Source organism: Afipia sp. DC4300-2b1 (assembly GCF_049895725.1).
Taxonomy (GTDB): domain Bacteria; phylum Pseudomonadota; class Alphaproteobacteria; order Rhizobiales; family Xanthobacteraceae; genus Afipia; species Afipia broomeae.
Genome location: NZ_JAFCSX010000005.1, coordinates 314,977 through 338,893 on the forward strand (window position 1 = coordinate 314,977; position 23,917 = coordinate 338,893).

Here is a 23,917-nt window from a genome sequence, read left to right on the forward strand (position 1 = left end):
CCGCATACGCGGAAACCACCCGCCCGACAACAGCTTGGGCCGGTTCTACTGAATTCTCACGACGACTGTGTCCGCCGCGCCAGTCGCATCCATCACCGTCAGCCGGACGAAGCCCGGCCCCGGCGGATCGACCAGTTTCTGGCGCCGGCTGTCGATGTTTCCGACCGCGACGCCATTAACCATCATGGTCATGGGCAGCACCCCGCCCGCGACCTTGACCGGCATGGCCGACTGGCCCGTCTCGCCGCCGCCATAGGCGTCGATCCGCGAGCCGTTCAGGGGGAACTGAATGCGCAGTGCCTGTTCGCTGCCGATCCGGACGAAGTCGCCAGACGGACGGAAACGCCGGAGCGGCAGCGGCAGCTTGGCATTGCTCGCCATCAGCGTTCCTTTCGGGGCTTTCGGCAGCGCCATCGGCAGCTTGCCGGTGCGTGCAAAGGCATCGAACAGGATCGGAGCCGCCGCCGTCCGGCCGGTGAGACCCGGAACCGGGGCACCGTCAGGACGGCCGACCCAGACGCCGATGGTCATCCGGCCGTCAAAACCGACCGACCAGGCGTCGCGGTACCCGTAGCTGGTGCCCGTTTTAAACGCGAGCCGGTTATGCGGCGCGTTGTCCGGCGGCGGCGTGCCCATTAGCACATTGCCGACTAGCCATGCGGCCGATGGATCGAGCAGACGCCGCGTCTCGGGCTCGGCTGCGTCGTCCGGCCGCACGATTTCCCGCAGCGCTGTCGTCTCGCCGAGCCGTGGAAATCCCGAATAGAGCCGGACGAGATCATTCAGTGTGACGCCGACGCCGCCGAGGCCCATGGCGAGACCGGGCGTTTCATCCTTGGGCAGAATCAGGTTCGCGCCCGCCTGCTTGATCCGCGCGGTGAGCCGGTTGGAGCCGATACGGTCGAGCAGCGCAATGGCCGGCACGTTCAGCGACATCTGCAAGGCCTTGCGCACAGTGACGGTGCCCTGAAACGTCATGTCGAAGTTTTCCGGGGCGTAGCTGCCGTAGCGGATCGGACGGTCCTCGATCAGGCTTTCGGGATGCACGAAGCCATCCTCGAACGCGAGACCGTAGATAAACGGCTTCAGCGTCGAGCCTGGCGAGCGCACCGCGCGGGTCATGTCCACTTGCCCTGCACGCCTTGTGTCGAAGTAATCGGACGATCCGACATGGGCCAGCACATCACCGCTCTCGTTGTCGACCGCGAGAATGCCGACCGATACATCCGGCCCGAGTGCAATCGCGCGATCCCGTGCCAGCAACTCCAGCGCTTTCTGGATCGTTGAATCCAGTGTGAGCTGAATCAGCGGCGTATCTTTCATGATCGCGAGCGACTGATCGGTCGCATGCGGCGCGAGCAGCGGCATCGGTTTGCGCAGTCGCGGCACGATCTCGCGTCTGGCGTGCGCCGCATCGTAGGCGGAGACGCGGCCGTCTTCCACCATGCGCGCAAGCACGCGATCCCGCGCGGCCTGCGCCACCTCGGGATGACGATCGAGCCGCCGCGTTTCCGGCGACTGCGGCAGCGCCACCAGCAGCGCGGACTCTGCAAGCGAGAGCCGCTTAGGCTCCTTGCCGAAGTAAGCGAACGAGGCCGCGCGGACACCCTCGAGGTTTCCGCCGAACGGCGCCAGCGTCAGATAGAGATCGAGGATCTCGTCCTTGCTCAGTGTGCGCTCGAGCTGGATGGCCCGCACCATCTGGCGCAGCTTGGCTGTGACCGAACGCTCCTGCCGCGGCTCCATCAGCCGTGCCACCTGCATGGTGATGGTCGAGCCGCCGGACACGATGTGTCCGCGCGTAACGAGCTGGACCGCGGCGCGTCCCATCGCCAGCGGATCGACACCGATGTGCGAGCGGAAGCGCTTGTCCTCGTAGCTCAGCAGCAGATTGAGATAGCCGGGGTCGACGTCCTTTGCGTGAGCAGGCAGCCGCCAGCGGCCGTCCGCCATGGCGAAGGCGCGCAACAGCTTGCCGTTGCGGTCGAGGATGGTGGTGGAGACCTTCCTTGCGTCGGTGAATGGCAGCGGCGGGAGTGAGGCGATCCAGATGGTGGCGGTGACCAGGAAAGCAAACACAGCCATGGTCGATAGTGCGAAGCTGCGAAGTATGTCTCTCCGCGGTGCCGACCTTGCAGCGAGCGAAATCGGCCCCCTCTCCCCGGTGGGGAGAGGGTTGGGGTGAGGGGCTCTCGATCCATCGATAGATTCTACGCCCTCACCCGGATCGCTTCGCGATCCGACCTCTCCCCACGGGAGAGGTGAAGCAAGAGCATGCATCCGCTGCGCCGGGACGACCGGAGAAGTTTCGCCGGTGACCCGAGAATTATGGTCGGCCTTCTCGCTCATTTTGCCTTCGTCACCTCGACGGTTCCCGTACCCGTACGGCCGTAGCGCGAGGGATTGTACATGTCCTCGACATAGGCCTGCGGCAGCACGTACTTTCCGGGTGAGACCGCGCGCACGATGTAGGCGACGGTGAACACGGCTTCGTCCTTGGCTTCGCGTTCGATGGCAGCGCTGAAGCGGTCATCGCGGAACTCGGTGTTCTCCGGCTCCTCGCCGTCCTCGATCCAGTCGAGCGTTCCCGAGTCGCCGGACGACACCAGCTTCGGATTGTCGATCTCCAGACCCGCCGGGAGATAATCGACCACCATGATGCGGCCGAACTCCGGCTTGGCTTCGGTGACCTTCAGCACGACGGCGAAGCGGTCGTTCTGCTTTGCCTTGCTCACGTCAGCGGGCTTGCCGTCGAGCGTGAAGAAGTTGCGCTCGATCTTGAAGCCGTTCGACGCCGCAGGCTCCGGCGTGATCGGCGCGCCGGTGACCGCGACCACCGCCTGCACCGGCGTGTCGCCGGTGTTAGTGATGGTGATCGGCTTCGCCGCGACGTCCGCGCTGCGATAGTTGCGGTAAACCGCGTTCTTTGCCGCTTCTCCATTGACGGTGATCGCGAGACCATTCGCCTCCTTCGCCAGCGCCCGCGACGCGAGAACCAGCCACGCGTTCTCCTGCGTCGAGGTGTAGGGCGTCAGACCGCGTGCGGCCTCGACGCGCTCGACCGCAAGACTGATCGTGGCCTTCGGCGCATTGCCTTCGCTGGACAGCGAGACCAGAGCCGCCGCATCGCGCAGCGACGAGCCGTAGTCCATGCGGCCGAATTCAAGCGTAGGCTTCGGCGCGAGGCTGTTCACCGCCGCCGCATAGACGCGCTCAGCGCGGCCACGATCACCGACCAGCGCCAGCGCCGCCGCCAGCTGTGCCTTGGCGATGGGAGTGGCGATGTTGTTCAGCTTGGTGTCGGCAAGATAGCGCAGGTCGCCTATCGGCGCGGTGCCGTTCTTTGCCAGCACGTAGAGGCCATAGGCGAGATCGCGGCCGCCGTCCTTCTCCGGCTCCTCGGCATTGACCACCGAGTTGCGGATGCGGTCCAGCGCCGTCTTGAACAGCACGTCCGGTACGGCAAAGCCCTTCTCGCGTGCCCGCGTCAGGAAGTCGGTGACATAGGCGTCGAGCCAGGCGTCATCGCCGCCCGCCGACCAGAGGCCGAACGAGCCGTTGGAGCCTTGCCGCGCGAGCAATCGATCGATCGCATCCTTGATGCGCTGATCGACGCCGGTATCCAGCGCAAGATGGTTCTCCGCCGCCAGATCGTTGACATAGAGCAGCGGCATCGCGCGGCTGGTGATCTGCTCGGAGCATCCGAACGGATAACGGTCCAGCGCTTTCAGGATCGTGGCGGCATCGAGCGCGGTAGACAGGCCGACCGACAGTTGCACACCGCCGGTGCCCTGCACGAGATCGGAGAACATGTCCGACGTCAGCGTCAGGCTCTCGCCCTTGGCTAATGTCCGCACCGAACGGCGCGCAAGAATCTGTGTCGCCGGTTTGACGTTGAGGTCATAGTGCCGCGCGAGCGTCAGCCCGTTCGGCCCCTTGATGTCGACATCGAGCGCGGCAGCCCCTGCTCCGCCCGTCGCATCGATGGCGAGCGCAACGGTGCTGCGCTGTTTCGCGGGGAGACGCATAGTGGTCGCCGGGTTGCCGGTGAGTTTCACCGGACCCGACGGCTTGACGGTGATGATGTAATCGCCCGCAGCGCCTTCCACGTTGTCGAGATCGAGGTTCATGGTGCCGCGATCGCTACTGAGCAGGAAGCGCGGCAACGTCGCCGTCAGCACCACAGGATCGCGCACCGTAACATCGGTGTTGGCGCGGCCCACCTTGGTCGCGGTCCAGGCCACGGCCATGACGCGCGCGGTTCCGGCGAACTCCGGAATGTCGAAGGAGATGTTTGCCGTACCATCGGCGCCGACTGTGACGATGCCGGAATAAAGTGCGAGCGGCTTCTGTGTCGGAGGGCTGCCCTGCAACTCGGCAGCAGCGCCGTCACCGCCGGTGCGGATCTGCCCGCGGGTGCCCTGCATGCCGTCGATCAGTTGCCCATAGAGGTCGCGGATTTCGGACGTCATGCGGCGCTGGCCGAGATAGTAGTCGTCCGGCGCGGGCGGCTTGTAGTTGGTCAGATTCAGAATGCCGACGTCGACGGCAGCGACCACGATCTTGGCGTCCTCGCCACGGCTCAGACCTTCGATCTTCACCGGCAGCTTGAGCGGCGTGCCCGGACGCACCAGTGCGGGCGGCGTGAGCGAGACCTTGAGCGTGCGCTCGGCCTTGTCGATGCCGAACCACTTCAGGCCGATGGCGCGGCCCGGCATGCGCTGGGCAGCGGCATCCAGCGGACGGCGCAGCGTGGCGACCACATAGGCACCCGTGCCCCAGTCCTTGCCGACTGCGATGTTGACCTTGTTTTGGCCCTCCTTGATGTCAGCGGACTGGGTGGTCAGCAGGCGGTCGCCGAGCACGTTGATGGTGAGCTTGCCCGCCGTGCGCGCATTCACGGAGACAACCATTGTGTCGCCGGACTTGTATTCCGGCTTGTCGATGGACGTTTCCAGCAAGTCCGGCGTATCGGCGCTGCCGTCGGAATACCAGCCGACATCGAACTGGACCGAGGTGATCGGGCCATCGTTGTCGCCGGTCTTCACGTCGAGGCGATAACGCCCGGGCTGCGGCGCGACCTGGATACGCGCCGGCTTGTCCGCCGTCAGGGCGATGGCGCCGTCCGCCACGCGCTTGGTGGATTTCACCGGCTCGTAATCCCAGGACGAGCCCTGCCGGTACCATTGATAACGGGATTCAAGCTTGAGCAGTTCATAGCGCAGGTCGCTGCGCGCAAGCGCCTTGCCATCGGGCGCAGCGAAGACAACATCGAAGTTGGCAGGATCGCCTTCCGCGACATTCTTGTCCGAGAACAGCGGCTTCACGCCGATCATGGCGTCATTGGGGGCGACCGGAATCGTCAGCTTGCGCTCGACGGCGCGGCCGCCAGTCTCCACCATGCGGACGAAAATCTGCGCTTCCTGCGGACGCGTCGAGGACGGCGGTTTCGGCAGGCTGACCTTGAAGGTCGCCTTGCCGTTGGCATCGGCCTCCGGCAGGTTTTCCAGCGGCGTTCGCTCGTTGCTCGCCGTTTCCTCGTCAGCGACGCCGAACTTGTAGCCGGCATAGCCCGGACGGTCCGTCGCGGTCGTCACCAGCATGTCGCCCTCAAGCGCCAGACCCGAGGCGGGTGCGCCGTAGAGGAAGCGGCCATCGACCTCAAGTTCTGCTGGAAGTTGAGCCGTGATCTGCTTCGCCTTGGAAGTTAAGGTGAATTCGATCCGGTCAGCGACATAGTCCTCGACCATGAAGGTGGTTTCGCCCACCGACGGCGCCTTCGGATCGGTGAAGGCGCGGACCCGCCAGGTGCCGGTCGGCACCGCCGAATTCAGCGGCAGCGTCAGGCTTCGCCCGCCCGCGCCCTGATCGGGCACAACCGTGCGGCGGAATTCGACGCCGTCGGGCCGCTCGACCACCAGCGTCATCGGCGTGCCGGTGACGCCGTTGCCCTTGCCGTCGCGCAGCAGCGCAGTGACGTACACCGTCTCGCCGGAGCGATAGACGCCGCGTTCGGTGTAGACGAATGCGTCCGGCCCCGCCGGCACCGTGCGGCCCGAGACACCGCGATCGGTCAGATCGAACGCATTCGATTTCAGACTGAGGAAGGCGTAGTCGCCCTTGTCGCCGGAGACCGACAACAAGGCCGGAGAAAGCCCGCCCTCGCCGCGCGCCAGCCCCGCTTCGAACAGCACGTGACCCGCGCTGTCGGTCTTGCGTGTCGCGAGCACTTCGTTGCTGCGCGACACCAAACGAACCTCGGCATTCGCCGTCGGCTCGGTCGAGGCGAGCGAGTTGACGAACACATGGACGCCGTCATTGCCCGAGTACGCGGTCAGGCCCAGATCCGAGACGATGAACCACTGCGTCGCCAGCGAACTTGAATCGTCGTCGCCGCCGGAGCCCGGTCCCTTGGCGGCGGCCGTCATCACATAGACGCCCGGCTGCATGTCGCCGACAGCCTGATCGACCGGGAATGCGGTGACCACGTCGGCGTTGAGTGTGGCGGCAGTCGCGACCTCTCCGGTCCAGACCTTAACGCCCTTCTCGTTGCCGAGGTCGGACAGTTCATAGCTCGACAGGCTGCGCTGGAAGTCGCTGCCCAGCACCGAGTTGATCAGGTTGCGGTCGCCGATACGGAAAATGTTCACCGACACCGACGGTGTGTTGACACTGACCAGAGGAATGCCCTTCTGGCCGGTACGCGGCAGCACATAGGCGCGACCGGTGAAGCGCACGAACGGCTTGCGGTCGCGCACATAGATGTTGAACTCCGCCGATTTCGGCAGGGTCTCCTTCACCGTCGACGGCAGGCCGGCACGCAGGTTGATGGTGTAGCGCTCGCCGTGCTTGAGTCCCTCGACGCAGAGCTGCTTCTCTTCCGAGGTCAGCGCCGGGCTGTCGGAGCCCGCGAGCGCGACGAACGGATTGAAGTCGGCCCGCTTGGCGAGGTCTTCCGAGAACTGGAAGCAGGCGCGCGGCGAGGCCGAGTCCGAATCCACGCTGTAATCCAGCAGCCGGAAGCCCTTTTCATCGCGCAGTTTTTCATACTGGCCGCGAACCTCGGCGACCTCCTTCTGGTCAAGCGACAGGCGCAGCGCATCGAGCGCCGGACGCCAGAGCTTGCGCTCCGCCAGCGCGCTGCCGAGCACCGCCAGCGCATCGGCTTCCTCGGCTGCATTCGCGGCACGCTGATAGGCGATGTAGGCCGCCGTTGACGCACGCTCATGGAAGAAGGTCCGCTCACGGTTATCCGACGGGCGGATCTGGAACACGGTCTTTGCCAGCCTCAGCCAGTTGCCGCTGTCCTCCGGGGCCACGGCGGCCGTCTGTCCCAGCAGAACCAGCGCGCCGCGCAGATCACTGCGCTTGAAGGCGGCATCGGTATCCGACTTTAGCGTCGCGACGGTCTTGTTGATGATCCCGGCCTCGGTCTTGATCTGGGCCTCGAGCCGGATCGCCGAGTCCGCCAGGTCATCCCGCTTGAACGCCTTGTCGGCAGCATGGGCTGAAACCAGACCAAGCGCGAGCGTTGCGCAAACCGAGATGGCGCGAACCAGACCAATCATGATGAAAACTCCTTGCGGGCGACGCTGAGCGAGGACGCTTGAAATATAGACAATGCGCGAATCGTGACAGACTCATGGTCTTACCGATATCGGGCCAAAAGATTCCGCGCGACCGCCGCACATGTGCGGCACAAGGCAGCGCTCCCAGCCATTGACCCGGCTAAAACACGACTGTAGGTCGGGAGACCCCAAAGGCAATGCAGGCCCTCGGGTATGCCCCACCGGTTTGTCGGCTGAGCCCTCGGACAGGTTCAGAAATTTCACGGCCGGGTGGCGGTTTTTTCACGATCGCGGTGGTATGAAGGCCCCAACGGTCCCATAGCTCAACTGGATAGAGTAACGGATTTCTACTCCGTGGGTTGCAGGTTCGAATCCTGCTGGGATCGCCAACTCGTGCCAGATCCATCCGGAGAATGTCGAGCTCAGCTCAGCGCCGCCGCCCGATTGCAATGCCGAGCACAAAGGCCGCGAGCAGCGACCCGAGCGGTGCTTCGCGCGCAATATTGCTCAGGATGCTGAGTGGCATGCCGGGCTTCTTGGCGCTCTCCACAAGATCACTGAGAGATTTTACTGCGGCCGACAGCTTGCCGATGCCGAAGCGATCCTCGTCTTCGACGGGGTCCAGCCCTTCGTAGATGAATGGCTGCGGGGGAATTTGGTCTGTCATGGCCGGGCTCCTGGATGCGCCATTGTTTAAGATATCAATGGGGAATCCGTTCCCGGCGATCGCGGGAAGTGCCGTGCAGGCGGAGATTGTTGAACCAGCGGTTGTGGTCTGCCGGAAGCATCGGAAGCATCCAAGACTAAAGGATGACGGGGATTCGGAGCGAAACGCCCTATGTAATGCTGCAACGCATCATAAGGAATTTGCCCGATGACGGACGCCGCGAAAATCCCGCCGAGTGCAAAGCCGCAGCCTCCAAGGCCACAACCCGCACCCGCTTCGCGCGAGGATGGCCTGGAAAGTCCGCGAAGCGTTCATTGCTAAAAACCCGCCGGGATGAACCGGCGGGCCTTTATGCATTCAGGCAGTCGTCGTTCAGACCGCGTCTTTTGCAGCCTTGACCGGGCGGGCCCGGACGATCTTGCGTGCCGGCTTGGCCTTGAAGGTCATCGGCTCGCCGGTGAAGGGGTTGGTGCCCTTGCGCGCCTTGGTGGCCGGCTTCTTGATAACAACGAACTTCGCGAAACCGGGCAGCAGGAACACGCCCGACTTCTTCAGTTCCTTGTAGCCAATGCTGGCGAGGGTCTCGAGGACGCCCTTGACGTCCTTCTTTGCGATTTCGTTCTCCGTAGCGATCTTCTCGATCAGCTGCGACTTCGTCAGTTGCGTTGCCATGTTGGCTCCCAGTGATTCGTGCCTGCAGACTTTACGTCGTTTGCGGTCTGCAAAGCTGGAATTAGCGCGATACCAAGCCAAAAGTGCACTTAATTCGCATGAAGTCCCCAGTTTTTCAGCTCCGGGTGCTGTGATTCAGGGCTTTAGCGTATGCACAGATCGGAAAATCAGCGCCGAACCGGCGCCTTGCCGCCAACTTTCCAGTCGGTTAAATGGCGCCTCGCTCGGCGGCGGCGACCACGATTTCTCCCACCGCATAACAATAAAGAAGAAGGACCGGCGGCCATCCTGGCCGCACAGTTCGCGCGAATGCGATGAATCCGGCGATATCGACATATCTGGATGCGCTGCGCGTTATCGCTGCGGGCACCGTGCTATTCGGCCACGCGCTTGGCTGGCGCACCCTGCCCCATGACGCGGTGATCCTGTTCTTCGTGCTGTCGGGCTATCTGATCTCATACACAGCCGCCGAGCGAGACCTGACCGGCAGCCAATACGCGATCAACAGAATTGCGCGAATAGCCACAGTCGCCGTTCCGGCTATTATTCTCGGCATCCTCGTGGACATCTATGTGCGTCCGCTCTGGCCCCGCGGCTGGCCGGACTTCGCGCCTCTCGACCAGATGGCCAAGACAATCGCTATCTGCGTGACGATGACAAGTTACGTCTGGGATAACAGCTATCCGTGCTTTTCAAATGCCCCTTACTGGTCGCTCACCTACGAGGTCTGGTACTACGCGCTGTTTGGCGTTGTCTTCTATCCGAAATCCCGCAGGACAAAACTTCTGGCCGGTGGCATCGCGCTCATGCTCATGGGCCCCAAAATCGCGGCGCTGTTGCCATGCTGGCTGGCAGGTGTCGCGACCTTCCACATTCAAAGATCGTGGCGGCCGTCACGCTCTTTCGGTCTTCTGCTCGCCGGCACGACGCTGGCAATCTTCCTCCTGATGCAGATCTTTCCGCTCTACGAATTCACCGCCTTGCAGATCGTTGGACCATTAAGCACCGCAACCGGCTATCCATTCTATTCGTCGAACGCCTTTCCCCTTGATTGGATGACAGCCGGACTCTTCGCTGCGAACATGCTGGGCATGATCGGAGTGTTAAGCGCGACTTCGCATTTGCCAGGAACATCCGTCGCGAAAATTTTTGCCGGAGCAACGTTCAGCATCTACCTCTTCAGTGCGCCGCTGACCAAGCTTGTCTCGGCGCTGTTGCCCGCCTGGGCCTATCAACTGCCCGGCCGGCACGGTCTTCCACTCGCAATCTCGCTTGTTGTTCTGGTGCTCGCGATGGCGCTCTCGCTCATCACGGAAAAACAAAAAGACGGGGCACGCGCCTTTCTGAACTGGCTTGTGAGCCGATCTCGCGACTGGCTAGCCACGCGGCAAACAACCGCAGCATCTCAGCGCGCCCTGATGTAAAACACGCAACTCCGAGCTGCGATCTCGCGGCTGGATTTGCTTCCCACGCTCGACTATTATGCAATCACGATTGGCGTGCCATTGGCGCCGTTTCACCCGCCGCAGGAATGCCGAATGCTGAGCTTCTCACGCTCGAACGACGAGCAGGTTCTTGATCGCTTCCAGCGCGCGCTGGATACCATCGAACGAAACGTCGTCATGGAAGGTCCGTTCGAGCGACTGGATCCCTACATCGTCGAGCACGATCAATTCGGCCATCGGTTCCGGTTGATCATATTCCATCGTGAGTCGAAGGCCCGGTACGACAGCAGCACGCCGGAATGGTCGTTCAAGCAAATTCGCGATCATAACTGGCTCAGGCGTGGCGATACGGTCTTTGATCTGGGCTGCAATATCGGATGCAACTCGGTCTGGTACGCAAAGGAAGTCGGACAGGAAGGACGCATCCACTCATTCGATCCCTTCCCGTGGAACACCGCCGCGACGGCCGCGAACGCTGAGTTGAACGGCCTCGGAAACATTCAGGTTCATATGGTTGGCATTGCCGACCGGGAGAGCACGCTATCGATCGCGTCCACCGACGCTCGCATCCTTCATGGCGCCGGCGGAAACAAGTTCGAGGTCCCCATAAGACCGATAACCTCTTTCTCTGGATTGAATCCGTCCTTCATGAAGATTGACATCGAAGGGGCCGAACACGAGGTTTCGCTGACTGACTTCAAGCCATTCAAATCCTTACGGTCGATCTATCTTGAACTTCACGAACCTTTCATTCGTGAACGCGGAATTGATCCGAGGGCCTGTCTTGAAAACTTCATGCGGCAGGGGTTTGAAATCCGGCTGAATGAACCGGATGGAGAAATTTATGATACGAAGCAGAGGGATCAAAACATCGCGCATCTGTATTTATCGCGAACCGGCGCGGAACAGCCGGTCGCGCCGAGGCGAGAGCTTGTTGTGAAAAACAAGGCATCGAAAAAGGTCGCTCTTCTATCCACATGGAACGAGCGCTGCGGGATAGCGCACTACAGCAGCTTCCTGAAGCTGGCTCTCGATCCCTATCTCGACATCACGGTCGTCCCTCTTCCGCGTGAAACGCTGCGGGATGAAAAGGATCGAAAGAAAGGTGACGAATACATCGCCACTATCGCGCCGGCCCTTCGCGATTTCGACGTCGTCTGCGTGCAGCTTGAACCGAGTCTTTTCGGCCTGACGCCCGCTGAAATCCGGCGCCGGCTTCAAACCGTACTGAAAAATTCAAAAGAGCTGATCGTTACGTTTCACTCGATCCCCCCACACGAGTATCGGGGGCTTTTCAAGGAGACGGCGCGAAATCTTTCGGTGCGCGCGCTCGTAAAGCTTGCCCGTCACGCGCTTTCCGTCTTCACGTGGCGGGGCATGCTTGACGATATCGCCGGGCACACCCGAAAACACAAGGTGAGCGCAATCGCGCACAGCAAGGCGGACGCGCAAATTCTCAAGCGAATTCTCCCGGGCGTCGAGGTCCGGGATAACCCGCTGTCATACATGTCCGAGAGCTACATCGAGGCCATGGATGAAAAGGTTCACAGCTCAAACCTGCCGTCCGTCCTTCCAAATCTCCCCTCGAACGTCCGCTTCGTCGGCGTGTTCGGCTTCATCGGTCCGCAGAAAGGTTTCGATACCGCGATCCTTGCTCTGAAGCATCTGCCGGAAAACTACCATCTCTTGATGTTTTCCGGCGTTCACGAGGCAACTCTCCGGGTCGGCGACGGCGTCCAGCCGTATCTCGCCCAACTGATCAGACTGGTCGAGAAGCACAAGCTGACGAAACGGGTCCATTTCATCGGCACTGTCAGCGACGACGATCTTCTCCTCGCCATGAAGATATGCGACGCGGCCGTCATGCCTTATCTGAACACGGGCCAGTCCGCGTCCGGTCCGGCCAATCAGGCCGTGGAGTTGAGCAGGGTCTGTTATTTCACGCGATCGCTGCAGTTTCTAGAAATGGAAAAGTATCTCCCGAACACGTTTCAATACTTCGACATCGGCAATTACATCGAACTCGCGCAAAAGATATTGCTCGGACCAAAAGGCAAGGACCGCATGGTTGGGCGTCTGCGTATTGTGGATTTTCCCAGGCTCGATCGAAAGCACGACATCAACGACACCGTTCAAAACTATCTCGATGCAGCCGGTGTGAAAGCCGGCCATCGAAGTGAGGTCGTTCAGCTCCCCGCCTCCGTTAAATCAGCTCGCATTGCCTGATATGTCCTCGGACATCCGGCATTGACCGGTTGATGCGATTGCATCTCTCAGCCGCGCCTAATCAGGCGCAAGCTGCGTCTCCTGTCGTCTCAAATCTCGTGTTAGTCTCGCTCCATCACCACCTGGAGGTGCGTGACATGAGCAAACCCGCAAAGACCTCGGCAGATCTCCTTGCCCTCCTCAACGAAGAAATGAACCACTACGCCGATTGTCCAGAGGGCATCAGCGTCTCTGTGATCCCGGCTGGTGCTTCCTGGCAGTTTCGGACAACCGCTGACGACGCCACCCAGTCCTCCGTGGGTTACGGCGAGTGCGTCGCACGCATCGTCCAGATAGGCGACCATCTCGGCAAGCAGTTCGATTTGAAGGACTGATCGGCAGCCTGCCGCGTCGGCGGCGTTGAGGAATACGTAAGCCATGATGCCGCACGCGCTTGTGCGGGGCCGGCCAGCCGCCATCTGTAAGGATCGCAGTGAAGCTGGAGAGCGGCCATGTTTCTCTGCCCGACCGGAACGTAACAGCCGGCTGTCGGTTAAGACTGGAAGGTAGCGGAGGGTCACCCTCATGGCTGTCGTTAGCGGCGACTATGTCGACTTCGTTGTGCGATACGAGGGAAATACCGAGAGGTGCCGCATAACTGAGGCTGCGCTCCTGGACCGCGAGCGTGTGATCGACGAGCACCTCAACCACGGGCAACTCATTGCAATTTTTGTGAAGCACCGGGCCGAGATCGAATATCTCGCTATCGCGAAGATGCAGCGCGAAGAGCATTCCGACCACGGCTTCGTTCTCACCACCGAGGACCTGAATCCCTGAGCACCGTCGCAATTCCAGCGCCAGTGGCGGTCGTCACCACTCCGGCGGGAGGGTCATCGCTGTTCGTAACCCGCCACACGAGCAAAAAAGCCCGGCACGGGGCCGGGCTTAAGTTTGGAAACTGGAGAAAGTAAGAGATAAAGTAAGAGATCAAGTGTCGTCGTCGTCCGGGAAATCCTGGTTGAAATCAGTTCTTCGCCACCACAGGTCCAGCCCAGCCAAAGCGATAGTTGACGCCAAGTTTGACGGTGTGGATTTGCTGTCAATACGTGCCGCGCCGTGTCCCAATACCATCACAGCGGGTTGCCGGAGTCTGTGACCCGAAGGCCACACCTATGACTTTTGCAAGACAGCCGAAGGTGCATAGCTTGGACTGTCCGCCGCGCTATCCCCTGACAGCTTCGTAAAATCTGCTACAAGCCGCCCAGCGTCACATCCCAACAGAAAGATATCGACCCTATGGGTTTCAAGGAACCAAGCTTCGCGGACCGGGCCGCGGCCGCGCAGAACGCCAGAAAGAACATCCTCGAGAAATTCAAGGCCAAGCCGGGGCCCAATGATCCTGAGGTCCAGAAGAAGGCCGCCGAACGGCAGGCACAGGCTGCCGCGCGCACGGAAGCGCAGAAGCTGCGCGAGGCTGCCCGCGTTGAAAAGCTGGCCCGCGACGCCGAACTCGCCGCGCAAGCCGCTGCCGAGGCATTGCGCCTCCAGGCGGAAAAGGAAGCGGCCGAGGCAGAGCTCAAGGCGAAGCAAAAGGCCGCGCGCGATGCGCGCTACGCCGCACGCAAGGCAAAGAAGTAAGACGCACGAAAGCTGGAACACGACAGGCCCGCCGGGGATGGCGAGCCTGCCGAAAAGCAAAAAGACGGGATGAAGATTTACTTCTTCATCTCGTCTTTTTTCATGCCGTCCTTGGCCATGCCGTCCTTCTTCATGCCATCCTTCGACATGTCATCTTTCTTCATGCCGTCCTTCGACATCGCATCTTCCTTCTTCATGCCATCCTTGGACATCTTGTCCTGAGCGAAGGCGGCGGGCGCGAACGCCAGGCCGAGCGAAAGAATTGCAGCGGTGGCGCCGAGGGTGAAACGTGTGGTGCGTGCCATTGAAGTTCGTCCTCTCATTCCGTTTCTGGTGCGACAAAGGTCGCTTCAGGGTCTTCGGTGAGAAGCCGGCTTCGTTACCCCCCGCGCGGAAGATAATTTTCAGACCGGCGATTTTCCCGGAACTTTCCGACCGTCACGACGGCACGCGCCGAAAGTATAGCCTCCTTCGCAACGTAGTGCGGTGCAGCAACGGTAGCATTGCGCGGACGACTGGGTCAGAATGACGCACGACCTCTAATCAGCGCAAAGCGCTGACCGAAAAGCAAAAAGACGCCAGGGAGAGACTCTATGCTTACGCGACGCCACCTTCTCGCGACCACGCTTGCCGCACCCGCCATTCTCCGCTTCGGCCCCGCGCAGGCCGCAACCACCCTCAAGATCTCGCATCAGTTTCCCGGCGGCACTATCGACAAGGGCGACTTCCGAGACCGGCTGACCCGTGTCTTCGCCGCAGAGATATCCAAACGCAGCGGCGGCGAAATCGTCGCCGAGGTCTATCCCGGCTCGTCGCTCATCAAGACCAACGCCCAGTTCTCGGCGATGCGCAAAGGCGCGCTCGACATGAGCCTCTACCCGCTGCCCTATGCCGGCGGCGAATTGCCTGAGACCAACATCGGTCTGATGCCCGGTCTGGTGTCGAGTTACGATCAGGGCCTCGGGTGGAAAAACAAACCGGTGGGCAAGGCGCTGACCGACTTTCTGGCCGACAAGGGCATCATGCTCATCACCTGGGTGTGGCAGGCCGGCGGCGTCGCCAGCCGGACGCGGCCGCTGGTTGCACCCGAAGATGCCAAGGGCCTGAAGGTGCGCGGCGGATCGCGCGAGATGGACATGGTGCTTCAGACCGCCGGCGCGGCTGTGCTGTCGGTACCGTCGAACGAAATCTATGCGGCGATGCAGACCGGTGCATGCGACGCCGGCATCACGTCGTCGACCAGCCTGATCTCGTTCCGGCTTGAGGAAGTCGCCAAGCATCTGACATCGGGCGCGGGCCAGTCGTACTGGTTCATGCTCGAACCGTTGATGATGTCGAAGGCGATCTTCGACAAGCTGCCGAAGAACCAGCAGGACATCATCCTGACCGTCGGCGCGGAAATGGAGGCCTTCGGCCGCAAGGGCGCGCAGGACGACGATGTCGAAGTGGCGAAGGTCTACGAGAAAGCCGGAGCCAAGGTCGCCACAATGGACGCTGCGATCGTCGGCAAATGGCGCGACATCGCCCGCGATACCGCGTGGAAGGACTATTCGGGCAAGACCGCGACCTCCGCCAGCCTGATGAAGCTCGCGGCCGACGCATGATGCACGGTTCGGTTGAGGACCAGCGCGAGCTGGTCGCCCCGGCTTCGAGCAATCCGCTCATTGCCGGGGTCGAACGCGCTCTTGCTGTCTGCAATCGCGTCATCGTCGTGCTGGCGTCCGCTGCGCTCATTCTGGCGTGTCTCATCCTGAGCTACAGCGTCCTGACGCGCAGCATCTTCCACAGCGCGACCTACTGGCAGGATGAAGCCGCGGTCTTTCTGCTGGTCGGCGCGACGTTCATGACCGCCGCTTTCGTGCAAAGCCAGCGTGGCCATATCGGCATCGAAGCCTTTGTCGGCATCCTGTCGCCGACCGCGAACCGGATACGCCTCATCCTGGTCGATGTCGCCAGCCTCGCGTTCTGCGCCTTCTTCTCGTGGAAATCATGGACGCTGGCTCATGAAGCGTGGATGGACGGTCAGGTCTCCAACTCGATGTGGAGCCCGCCGCTCGCTATCCCGTACGTCCTGATGGCGGCAGGCATGACGCTGTTGTGCGTCCAGATCCTGCTCCAAATCATTACCTCTCTCGGCAAGGCTCCGCGTTCATGACCGTTCTTGGAATTGGCATCAGCTACGGCATCGCTACTCTCGCCGCGATGTTCTCCGGCATGCCGATCGCATTCGCGCTCGGCGCCGTGGCGGTCGTGTTCATGGCGATCTACATGCCGTCCGCGTCCCTCGATACGGTGACGCAGAACGTCTACGAGGAGATGGCGTCGATCACCCTGCTCTCGATTCCACTGTTCATCCTCAAGGGCGCTGCAATCGGCAAGTCCCGCGCGGGACAGGACCTCTACTCCGCGCTGCATGCGTGGCTGCACAAGGTGCCCGGCGGTCTCGGCGTCGCCAATGTCTTTGCATGCGCGCTGTTCGCCGCGATGGCGGGATCGTCACCCGCAACCTGTTCGGCGATCGGTTCGGCCGGCATTCCGGAGATGCGAAAGCGCGGCTATTCCGGCGGCTTCGCAGCCGGGATCATCGCGGCGGGCGGCACGCTCGGCATTCTGCTGCCGCCATCGATCACCATGATCCTGTTTGCGGTGGCTGCGGAAAAGTCGCTCGGACGCCTGTTTCTCGCCGGCATCGGACCGGGATTGCTGCTGGTCTCGCTGTTCGGCTTCTACGCGGTGTACCGCTTCCGCAAGGAATATGCCGCCGCCAAGGTGGCGTATGAAGCGACCGGCGCGACATCGCCGATTCTTGCCCATGACGATTTCACCATGGCGGAACGCTTCAATGCGCTGCCGCGCGTGCTGCCGTTCATCATCCTGCTGACTGGCGTGATGATCGCGCTCTATGGCGGCTACGCCACCCCATCCGAAACCGCAGGTCTCGGCGGCCTGCTGGCGCTGCTGTTGATCGCCCTGATCTACGGCGTCTGGAAACCGGCGGACCTCTCGCCGATCCTGACCTCGACCATCCGCGAGTCCACCATGCTGATGATGATCATCGGCATGTCGCTGCTCTACTCGTATGTCATGAGCTATCTGACGATTTCGCAATCGGCGGCCAACGCCATCGTGGCGATGCAACTGCCGAAGTGGGAACTGCTCGCAGCCATCCTCGGCATGGTGATCGTGCTCGGCTTCTTCCTGCCGCCGGTGTCGATCATCCTGATGACCGCGCCGATCATTCTGCCGCCGCTGCGCGCCGCCGGATTCGACATCATCTGGTTCGGCGTGGTCATGACCATCGTTATGGAGATGGGGCTGATTCATCCCCCGGTGGGGCTGAACATCTTCGTCATCCGCAACGTCGCGCCGGACATTCCGCTGAGCGAAGTGATCTGGGGCACGCTGCCGTTCGTGCTGCTGATGTTCTTCGCCGTGTTGTTGCTGTGCATCTTCCCCGGCATCTCGACATGGCTGCCGGATCTGGTGATGGGGCCGGAATCGGTCCGCTAAGCGCGCGCGCGGCTGCTTGCTGTCGCGCGCTTTGAAGGCTGGGAGATCTTCCGGTTCAGGGCACCCGCCGTCGCTCGGGCAGACTTGGCTTTGGCTGGTCCGGCTTTGGCCGGCTTGGCTTTGACGGCCTTGACCGGAGTGGCCGGCTTTTTCGCAAACCGCGCCAGAACCGCGCGGACGTCGGCCTGCATCTGCGCGATGGCATCTGCATCGCCAGCCAGATGCTTGAGCAGGCATTGCTGAAACAGTCCGTCGAAAACGGCGTAAAGCACCGCCGGCGTCATCTGCTGCGGCTCACCGGTCAGTTCTGAAAACCGGCTCATGATCCGCCAGATCATGTTCTCGAGGCTCTTGTCGATTTCCAGAACGTCGGCCCGGAATTCTTCCTCGAACAGCGACTGCGAGCGCAGATCGTACCAGAGCCGGTGCATCTGCGCGTCATTGCGGACAGTCTCGCTCAGCGCGGCCAGAAATCCCTCAAGCAGCTCGTCGTAGGTTGCCGCGCCCGCGACAACCTCGTCATAACGCGTGACGCATACCGCCTTGTATTGGCGGACGCAGCACATCATCAGGTCGACCTTGTCCTTGAAGTAATAGTGCAGCACGCCATGCGAGAAGATCGAGTTTTGCGCGATCTCGCGCAAACTGGTCTTTGCATATCCGAGTTCGGACAGCGTTTGCAGTGCAGCCTGCGCCAGTTCCGCGCGTCGTTCGGCAAACTTGTCGACGCGCTGCCCGTTGATGCGGTCAGCTTTTTCGATCGTGGCCGGAGCCATTGTTTCTCAGCCTTTCAAATCCCCGCCTCAGGGATAACACCGGATCGCATGAGATCAAGGTCTGTTGTTCATCCGTCAAACATCTTCGCGAGCCCGGAACTGCGGACAGCGCAGCACAAGAAAGATGCACTGGACACCTGACCAGTTTTTTCTTGACGACTGTATAAATTTTCTTGACAGCTGTCAAAGACGAGCCTCTGATCGCATTGTTCCCCACCAAGAGGGACGCGAGGAAACATCAGGGAGGATAAAATGCGGCTTGCAGGCATCTGCAAACGGTCCGTCGGTCCTGTCGCCAGCCCGGCCTTGGGCGCCCTCCTGCTCCCGAAAACATTGCCAGATCTCACCGCGACAACGCGGAACGCCTGACCACGACGGCAGCAACCGCTGCCGTCAAGACAGCGTTTTTCTCACTTCAGAACGACTGAACGGCAGCGACCCCGCTGACGAATGGCGGCGGCTTGCCTGCTCAACAAACAACCCGGAGGAACCCACATGAGCGTATTCAATCTCACCGGACGCAAGGCGCTGGTGACCGGCGGCGCACGCGGTCTCGGCGCCGGCATGGCAGAAGCCCTGACCAAGGCCGGAGCCTCGGTCGTGATCGGCGATGTGCTGACCGACCTCGGCCAGCAAACCGCAAAGGCACTCGCCACTGGCGGCGCCAAGGCTGACTTCGTCCCGCTCGATGTCACCGACGATGCAAGCTGGGCCGCCGCCGTGGCCGCAACGATCTCCAGGCTCGGCGGCTTCGACATCCTCGTGAACAACGCAGGCATCGAAATCACCTCTCTGCTGGTGGATGCCAAGGCCGATGATTTGCAGCGCATGTGCAGCGTCAACATCGTCGGCACCGCGCTGGGCATGAAGCATGCATTCCGCGCCATGCGCCCGGGTGGCGCGGCAGGCAAAGGCGGCGCGATCGTCAACATCGCGTCGGTCGCCGCCACCATCGCGTTCCCCGGCATTGCAGGTTACTCCGCGACCAAATCCGGGGTCGACCGCATGACGCGCGTCGGAGCGATGGAGTCCGGCAAGCTCGGCTACGGCGTGCGCGTGAATTGCATCTATCCCGGCCTCGTGCCGACCGACATGGGCATGCAACTCGCAGGCGACGTCGTCGCGGCGGGACTTTACCCCAGCGGAGAAGCCGCCATCGGCGACGTCGTCGGTCAGACGCCGCTCGGCCGTCTCGGCGAAATTCCCGACATGGCGGATGCAACCGTCTTCCTGTGCTCCGACGCCGCACGCTTCATCACCGGAGCGGGACTGCCGGTCGATGGCGGAATGGGCATGTGACGGCACGCGCTGTTGAACTTCACAAAGGGCAAATCGAGGAAACATCCATCATGACAACGAAAAGACCTGTCGTCGTATATGGCGTCTCCGGCTACACCGGGCGCCTGGTGTGTGAGTATTTGCGGGAATACAACATTCCCTTTATCGCCGCCGGGCGCGACAAGGCGAGAGTTCAGGCTGTCGTCGAGAAGATTCCGGGAATCGAGACCGCGGATTATGAGGTCGTCGAGGTCGCACACACTGTCGAAGCGCTGACCAGCCTCTTTAAGGGCGCCAAATTCGTCAGCAATATCGTGGGGCCTTTTATCAAATACGCCCCTGAAGTCGTCGAAGCCTGCCTGGCCGCCGGCTGCCATTACAGCGATACGACAGGCGAACAGGACTGGGTCATGCTGGCGCAGGACCGCTGGGGCGCGAAGTTCGCCGAGAAAGGCCTGCTGCTCGCGCCAAATATCGCGCAGATGTACACGACCGGCGAGATCGCGGCGAACATCTGTCTTGAAACGCCCGGTCTCGACACCCTCGACATTCAGGTGTTCTGGAAGGGTTTTCCAACCTACGCCTCGACGCAGACCATTTTCACCATCCTCAAGGCGCAGTGGTACTACCTCGAGCAGAACAAATATGTCGAATGGGATGTCACTGCCCGCGCCGACGTGGTGGTGCCCGGCCAGCACGAAACGGCGATCGCAGTTCCTTGGGGAGGCACCGCGCATCCGGTCTGGTTCAAGAACGATCCGCGCGTTTCGAACTGCCGTGTGCTCGGCGGCGTTCTTGCCCGCCCGGTGATGGAAGGCGTGGTGCAAACCACGCAAATGGTGAAGGAAAAGATCAAGCCCTTGCCACCCGCGGAGCAGGAGAAGGCGCTGGCCGAAATCGCAGGGAGCCTGCAAGCCAGCATGCCGCCGCGCGAAAATCCACGCATCAACACCTCGATCGATTCCGTTTATGCGTCCGGCCCGCTAGGCCGCGCGCATTGCGTGATCCACGGAAACTGCAACTACAAGCAAACTGGCATGTTGCAGGCCTATGCCGCGTTCTCGTTGCTGCAGGTGCCGCCGAAGAGGGTTGGATTTGCTTCGGGCTGCCAGGCCTTCGGTCATCGCGAACTGCTTGGCCAGTTGCGCAGCTTCGGCCTGGTGATGAACCCGATCCTGAGCGTTCACCAATAAAGGCGATCACGCCGGGGCGGCTTTGCCGCCTCGGTTCCTAACCGCGCGCCTTGGCGTTGAGCGCGGATGCAACGCGGCTGACCGGCGACTTGCCGAGGACCTTGGCAATGTCATTGGTGGCGGCCACGAGCTGCTTCATATCGACGCCGGTCGCAACGCCCATGCCTTCCAGCATGTAGACGACATCCTCGGTGGCGACATTGCCGGTCGCTCCGGGCGCATAGGGACAGCCGCCGAGACCGCCGGCGGCGGAATCGATCACACGAGCACCCTCCTCCAGACCTGCGTAGAGATTGGCGAGTGCCTGCCCGTAGGTGTCATGGAAATGCATGCCGAGATTCTTCATCGGCACTTCTGTCGCCAACGCGCGCAGCAACTGCCGTGCCTTTGACGGTGTGCCGACGCCGATGGTGTCGCCAAGCGAGACTTCGTAGCAGCCGAGATCCCACAGCTTCTTCGTCACGTCGACAACTGCGGATGGCTTCACCTCACCGTCATAGGGACAGCCGAGCACGCAGGAGACATAGCCGCGCACCTTGATGCCATCGGCCTTGGCGCGCTCGATCACCGGGACAAAGCGCTGGATCGATTCCGCAACGGTGCAGTTGATATTGGCCTTTGAAAATCCTTCCGAGGCCGATGCGAACACCGCGATCACTTTCGCACCCGCGGCCTTCGCAGCCTCGTAACCCTTCTCATTGGGAACGAGGACATGGAATTCGTAACCGGGATGGTGGTCGACGGCGCGCAGCACCTGATCCGAATTGACCATCTGCGGGATGGCCTTGGGCGAGACGAAGCTGCCGACCTCGATGGTGTGAAGCCCTGCCTTTACGAGATTTTCAATGAATGCGATCCGCGCCTCGGCCGAGACCGGCGTCTTTTCGTTTTGCAGCCCGTCGCGCGGGCCGACTTCGACAATGCAGACCTGATCGCTCATGAAACCTGTCTATGCCTTCGGTTCGATCTCGGCGAGTTCGACGCCTTCGGCGACGATGTCACCGACCTTGCACTTGAGCGCCTTGACGGTACCCGCGAACGGCGCGCGCAGGGTCTGCTCCATCTTCATCACTTCCAGCGTCAGGATCGCGGCGCCCTTCTCGACCTCGGCGCCTTCTTCGACCAGCAACGCCACGACCGTACCGGGCAGCGGCGCCACCACACGGTCGGCACCTGCCTGCTCCTCATCCTCGGTGCCGAACGGATCGACCCAGTGAACTTCAAAGCGTCCATTACGGGTGCGGACATAGACCTCGTGGCCGTCGAGCAGGCCAGTCACATGATGCTTCACGCCGTCGAGCACAATATCGATGCCGCCGCGCGTCGATGCAGAACTTGCGAACGCGAGGACCCGTCCGTCGATGGCCAGCGTCGAAGGGCCCTGACCATAACGCATCGACACCTTGCGCTCGGTGCCATCCGCTTGCCGGAACAAAAACCGGCGGCGCCGCGCAGCGACAGCGGCCCAGCCTGCTCCCGCGCGCCATGGCGAGTTCACGTCAGCGCCCGCAGCCGCACGCTCGCTTTGCAGAATTGACCCCACAGCAGCGGCCAATTCGAGATCGGTCAGTTGCCCTTCAGCAGGCGTCAGCTTCGCCAGTTCGCGCTCGATGAAGCCGGTGTCGATGGTGTTGGCGCGGACATCCGGATGCGTGATCAGCGCCGACAGGAATGGAATGTTGGTGATAATGCCGCGGACGTCGGTTTCCTGCAGGCCGCGGTTGAGCCGCGAGATTGCGAGATCGCGCGTCGGCGCCCAGGCGATGACCTTGGCCAGCATCGCGTCGTAGTTCGGCGACACGGTCTTGCCCTCGGCGTAACCCGCATCGATGCGCAGGCCATCCACTTCTTCCGGCGTGTGCCAGGTGCGGATGCGGCCCACCGACGGCATGAAGTTCTTGTTTGGATTCTCCGCGTAGACACGCGCTTCGATGGCGTGACCGTTGAGCGTGACCTGATCCTGCGCCAATGGCAGCTTCTCGCCAAACGCCACGCGCAACTGTAGTTCGACCAGATCGACGCCGGTGATCAGTTCGGTCACCGGATGCTCGACCTGAAGGCGCGTATTCATTTCAATGAAGAACGTCTCCTTTCCATCGGAGACGAACTCAATGGTGCCCGCGCCGACATAGTTCACCGCGCCCGCAGCCTTGCGCGCGGCGGCGCAGACAGCATCGCGCTGCGCAGCATTGAGTGTCGGCGACGGGGCTTCCTCGATCACCTTCTGGTGGCGGCGCTGCAAGGTGCATTCGCGCTCGAACAGAGAGATCAGGTTGCCATGGCTGTCGCCGATGATCTGCACTTCGATATGGCGCGGGTTCTGGACGAACTTCTCGATCAGCATGCGGTCGTCACCGAAGGCCGCCAGCGCTTCGCGTTTGGCGCTGACGATGGACGCCGCCAGTTCATCCGCGCTGCGGACGATGCGCATGCCGCGCCCGCCGCCGCCGGCGGACGCCTTGGCAAGCACGGGATAGCCGATCTTGCTGGCCGCATCCGCCAGCGTCTTCTCGTCCTGGGCCTCGCCGTGATAGCCGGGCACCAGCGGCACGCCCGCCTTTTCCATCAGCGCCTTGGAGCCTGACTTCGACCCCATCGCTTCCATCATCTCGGCAGTCGGGCCGACGAACACGATACCCTCGGCCGCACAGCGGCGCGCGAAGTCGGCGTTCTCCGACAGGAAGCCGTAACCCGGATGGACCGCTTCGGCGCCGGTCTTCTTCGCTGCCTCGATGATGCGATCGACATTGAGGTAGCTATCGCGCGCGCGTGCGGGCCCGAGCAGCACGGCATCATCCGCCATCGCGACATGCACAGCGTCAGCATCTGCTTCGGAATAGACCGCGACGGTGCGCAGGCCCATGGCGCGCGCCGTCCTGATGACGCGGCAGGCGATCTCGCCACGATTGGCGATCAGCAATGTGTTGAACCGCCGGTAAAGCGCGGCTGGAGCTTTTGCGTTCAT

The 23,917-nt window shown here is 61.9% G+C and carries 18 protein-coding genes and 1 tRNA gene; 11 read left to right on the forward strand and 8 right to left on the reverse strand.

Annotation, left to right across the window (positions count from 1 at the left end; all coding sequences use genetic code 11):
• Nucleotides 1-45: 45 nt before the first annotated feature.
• Both pbpC and ACP7AL_RS21095 read right to left on the reverse strand, forming a co-directional pair.
• Complete coding sequence (gene pbpC, locus ACP7AL_RS21090) at nucleotides 46-2,085, reverse strand: penicillin-binding protein 1C (RefSeq protein ID WP_425993999.1); 2,040 nt, start codon at nucleotides 2,083-2,085, stop codon at nucleotides 46-48.
• 260 nt (nucleotides 2,086-2,345) lie between these two features.
• Nucleotides 2,346-7,568, reverse strand: coding sequence for an alpha-2-macroglobulin family protein (locus ACP7AL_RS21095; protein WP_425994001.1), 5,223 nt, complete (start codon nucleotides 7,566-7,568; stop codon nucleotides 2,346-2,348).
• Nucleotides 7,569-7,880: 312 nt separating this feature from the next.
• Here ACP7AL_RS21095 and ACP7AL_RS21100 point away from each other — a divergent pair.
• Nucleotides 7,881-7,957, forward strand: a tRNA-Arg gene (locus ACP7AL_RS21100).
• 38 nt (nucleotides 7,958-7,995) lie between these two features.
• On the opposite strand, the gene ACP7AL_RS21105 is transcribed toward ACP7AL_RS21100, so the two are convergent.
• Both ACP7AL_RS21105 and ACP7AL_RS21110 read right to left on the reverse strand, forming a co-directional pair.
• A complete protein-coding gene (locus ACP7AL_RS21105; RefSeq protein ID WP_006020498.1) occupies nucleotides 7,996-8,235 on the reverse strand; it encodes a hypothetical protein in 240 nt (79 codons plus the stop codon).
• 372 nt (nucleotides 8,236-8,607) lie between these two features.
• Entirely contained in the window at nucleotides 8,608-8,907 is a 300-nt protein-coding gene (locus tag ACP7AL_RS21110) for an HU family DNA-binding protein (protein WP_006020497.1), read from the reverse strand.
• 314 nt (nucleotides 8,908-9,221) lie between these two features.
• Between ACP7AL_RS21110 and ACP7AL_RS21115 the strand changes: the two genes are divergently transcribed.
• The 5 genes from ACP7AL_RS21115 (at nucleotide 9,222) to ACP7AL_RS21135 (ending at nucleotide 14,195) form a co-directional block, all read left to right on the forward strand.
• The gene (locus ACP7AL_RS21115; protein ID WP_425994004.1) at nucleotides 9,222-10,331 is read left to right on the forward strand and encodes an acyltransferase family protein; all 1,110 of its coding nucleotides are present in this window, start codon (nucleotides 9,222-9,224) and stop codon (nucleotides 10,329-10,331) included.
• 114 nt (nucleotides 10,332-10,445) lie between these two features.
• Nucleotides 10,446-12,578, forward strand: coding sequence for an FkbM family methyltransferase (locus ACP7AL_RS21120; RefSeq protein WP_425994006.1), 2,133 nt, complete (start codon nucleotides 10,446-10,448; stop codon nucleotides 12,576-12,578).
• A gap of 137 nt (nucleotides 12,579-12,715) precedes the next feature.
• A complete protein-coding gene (locus ACP7AL_RS21125; RefSeq protein WP_425994008.1) occupies nucleotides 12,716-12,952 on the forward strand; it encodes a hypothetical protein in 237 nt (78 codons plus the stop codon).
• 190 nt (nucleotides 12,953-13,142) lie between these two features.
• Entirely contained in the window at nucleotides 13,143-13,394 is a 252-nt protein-coding gene (locus ACP7AL_RS21130) for a DUF1488 family protein (protein ID WP_006020492.1), read from the forward strand.
• Between the two features lie 459 nt (nucleotides 13,395-13,853).
• Nucleotides 13,854-14,195, forward strand: coding sequence for a DUF6481 family protein (locus tag ACP7AL_RS21135; RefSeq protein ID WP_425994010.1), 342 nt, complete (start codon nucleotides 13,854-13,856; stop codon nucleotides 14,193-14,195).
• Between the two features lie 77 nt (nucleotides 14,196-14,272).
• Here the strand turns inward: ACP7AL_RS21135 and ACP7AL_RS21140 are convergent, their stop codons facing one another.
• Nucleotides 14,273-14,500 (reverse strand): pentapeptide MXKDX repeat protein, encoded by a 228-nt coding sequence (locus ACP7AL_RS21140; protein WP_006020488.1) that lies wholly within the window; start codon nucleotides 14,498-14,500, stop codon nucleotides 14,273-14,275.
• Nucleotides 14,501-14,788: 288 nt separating this feature from the next.
• Here ACP7AL_RS21140 and dctP point away from each other — a divergent pair, with 288 nt between their 5' ends.
• From dctP to ACP7AL_RS21155, 3 genes are read left to right on the forward strand one after another with little or no spacing between them, the layout of a single operon-like run.
• Nucleotides 14,789-15,799, forward strand: coding sequence for a TRAP transporter substrate-binding protein DctP (gene dctP / locus ACP7AL_RS21145; protein ID WP_425994013.1), 1,011 nt, complete (start codon nucleotides 14,789-14,791; stop codon nucleotides 15,797-15,799).
• Nucleotides 15,796-16,350 (forward strand): TRAP transporter small permease, encoded by a 555-nt coding sequence (locus tag ACP7AL_RS21150; RefSeq protein WP_425994015.1) that lies wholly within the window; start codon nucleotides 15,796-15,798, stop codon nucleotides 16,348-16,350. The genes dctP and ACP7AL_RS21150 overlap by 4 nt, the downstream gene beginning before the upstream one ends.
• Nucleotides 16,347-17,705 (forward strand): TRAP transporter large permease, encoded by a 1,359-nt coding sequence (locus ACP7AL_RS21155; protein WP_425994017.1) that lies wholly within the window; start codon nucleotides 16,347-16,349, stop codon nucleotides 17,703-17,705. Before ACP7AL_RS21150 ends, ACP7AL_RS21155 begins: the two co-directional genes overlap by 4 nt.
• On the opposite strand, the gene ACP7AL_RS21160 is transcribed toward ACP7AL_RS21155, so the two are convergent.
• Nucleotides 17,702-18,481 (reverse strand): TetR/AcrR family transcriptional regulator, encoded by a 780-nt coding sequence (locus tag ACP7AL_RS21160; RefSeq protein ID WP_425994019.1) that lies wholly within the window; start codon nucleotides 18,479-18,481, stop codon nucleotides 17,702-17,704. The genes ACP7AL_RS21155 and ACP7AL_RS21160 overlap by 4 nt on opposite strands.
• A 495-nt stretch (nucleotides 18,482-18,976) precedes the next feature.
• Between ACP7AL_RS21160 and ACP7AL_RS21165 the strand changes: the two genes are divergently transcribed.
• Both ACP7AL_RS21165 and ACP7AL_RS21170 read left to right on the forward strand, forming a co-directional pair.
• Entirely contained in the window at nucleotides 18,977-19,780 is an 804-nt protein-coding gene (locus tag ACP7AL_RS21165; protein ID WP_425994021.1) for an SDR family NAD(P)-dependent oxidoreductase, read from the forward strand.
• Between the two features lie 50 nt (nucleotides 19,781-19,830).
• Nucleotides 19,831-20,952, forward strand: coding sequence for a DUF5938 domain-containing protein (locus ACP7AL_RS21170; protein WP_425994023.1), 1,122 nt, complete (start codon nucleotides 19,831-19,833; stop codon nucleotides 20,950-20,952).
• 37 nt (nucleotides 20,953-20,989) lie between these two features.
• Here ACP7AL_RS21170 and ACP7AL_RS21175 read toward each other — a convergent pair whose 3' ends face one another.
• Both ACP7AL_RS21175 and ACP7AL_RS21180 read right to left on the reverse strand, forming a co-directional pair.
• The gene (locus ACP7AL_RS21175; protein WP_425994025.1) at nucleotides 20,990-21,892 is read right to left on the reverse strand and encodes a hydroxymethylglutaryl-CoA lyase; all 903 of its coding nucleotides are present in this window, start codon (nucleotides 21,890-21,892) and stop codon (nucleotides 20,990-20,992) included.
• A gap of 9 nt (nucleotides 21,893-21,901) precedes the next feature.
• On the reverse strand, nucleotides 21,902-23,917 hold the full coding sequence (locus tag ACP7AL_RS21180; RefSeq protein ID WP_425994027.1) for an acetyl/propionyl/methylcrotonyl-CoA carboxylase subunit alpha: 2,016 nt from the start codon (nucleotides 23,915-23,917) through the stop codon (nucleotides 21,902-21,904).

Bases quoted from the DNA above. Each gene is read 5' to 3' on its own strand.
- ACP7AL_RS21155 (WP_425994017.1), top strand. From the start codon at position 16,347: ATGACCGTTCTTGGAATTGGCATCAGCTACGGCATCGCTACTCTCGCC.
- ACP7AL_RS21170 (WP_425994023.1), top strand. From the start codon at position 19,831: ATGACAACGAAAAGACCTGTCGTCGTATATGGCGTCTCCGGCTACACC.
- ACP7AL_RS21165 (WP_425994021.1), top strand. From the start codon at position 18,977: ATGAGCGTATTCAATCTCACCGGACGCAAGGCGCTGGTGACCGGCGGC.
- ACP7AL_RS21150 (WP_425994015.1), top strand. From the start codon at position 15,796: ATGATGCACGGTTCGGTTGAGGACCAGCGCGAGCTGGTCGCCCCGGCT.
- ACP7AL_RS21175 (WP_425994025.1), bottom strand. From the start codon at position 21,892: ATGAGCGATCAGGTCTGCATTGTCGAAGTCGGCCCGCGCGACGGGCTG.
- dctP (WP_425994013.1), top strand. From the start codon at position 14,789: ATGCTTACGCGACGCCACCTTCTCGCGACCACGCTTGCCGCACCCGCC.
- ACP7AL_RS21140 (WP_006020488.1), bottom strand. From the start codon at position 14,500: ATGGCACGCACCACACGTTTCACCCTCGGCGCCACCGCTGCAATTCTT.
- ACP7AL_RS21135 (WP_425994010.1), top strand. From the start codon at position 13,854: ATGGGTTTCAAGGAACCAAGCTTCGCGGACCGGGCCGCGGCCGCGCAG.
- ACP7AL_RS21110 (WP_006020497.1), bottom strand. From the start codon at position 8,907: ATGGCAACGCAACTGACGAAGTCGCAGCTGATCGAGAAGATCGCTACG.
- ACP7AL_RS21120 (WP_425994006.1), top strand. From the start codon at position 10,446: ATGCTGAGCTTCTCACGCTCGAACGACGAGCAGGTTCTTGATCGCTTC.
- ACP7AL_RS21160 (WP_425994019.1), bottom strand. From the start codon at position 18,481: ATGGCTCCGGCCACGATCGAAAAAGCTGACCGCATCAACGGGCAGCGC.
- ACP7AL_RS21180 (WP_425994027.1), bottom strand. From the start codon at position 23,917: ATGAACGCAAAAGCTCCAGCCGCGCTTTACCGGCGGTTCAACACATTG.
- ACP7AL_RS21095 (WP_425994001.1), bottom strand. From the start codon at position 7,568: ATGATTGGTCTGGTTCGCGCCATCTCGGTTTGCGCAACGCTCGCGCTT.
- ACP7AL_RS21130 (WP_006020492.1), top strand. From the start codon at position 13,143: ATGGCTGTCGTTAGCGGCGACTATGTCGACTTCGTTGTGCGATACGAG.
- ACP7AL_RS21115 (WP_425994004.1), top strand. From the start codon at position 9,222: ATGAATCCGGCGATATCGACATATCTGGATGCGCTGCGCGTTATCGCT.
- pbpC (WP_425993999.1), bottom strand. From the start codon at position 2,085: ATGGCTGTGTTTGCTTTCCTGGTCACCGCCACCATCTGGATCGCCTCA.
- ACP7AL_RS21105 (WP_006020498.1), bottom strand. From the start codon at position 8,235: ATGACAGACCAAATTCCCCCGCAGCCATTCATCTACGAAGGGCTGGAC.
- ACP7AL_RS21125 (WP_425994008.1), top strand. From the start codon at position 12,716: ATGAGCAAACCCGCAAAGACCTCGGCAGATCTCCTTGCCCTCCTCAAC.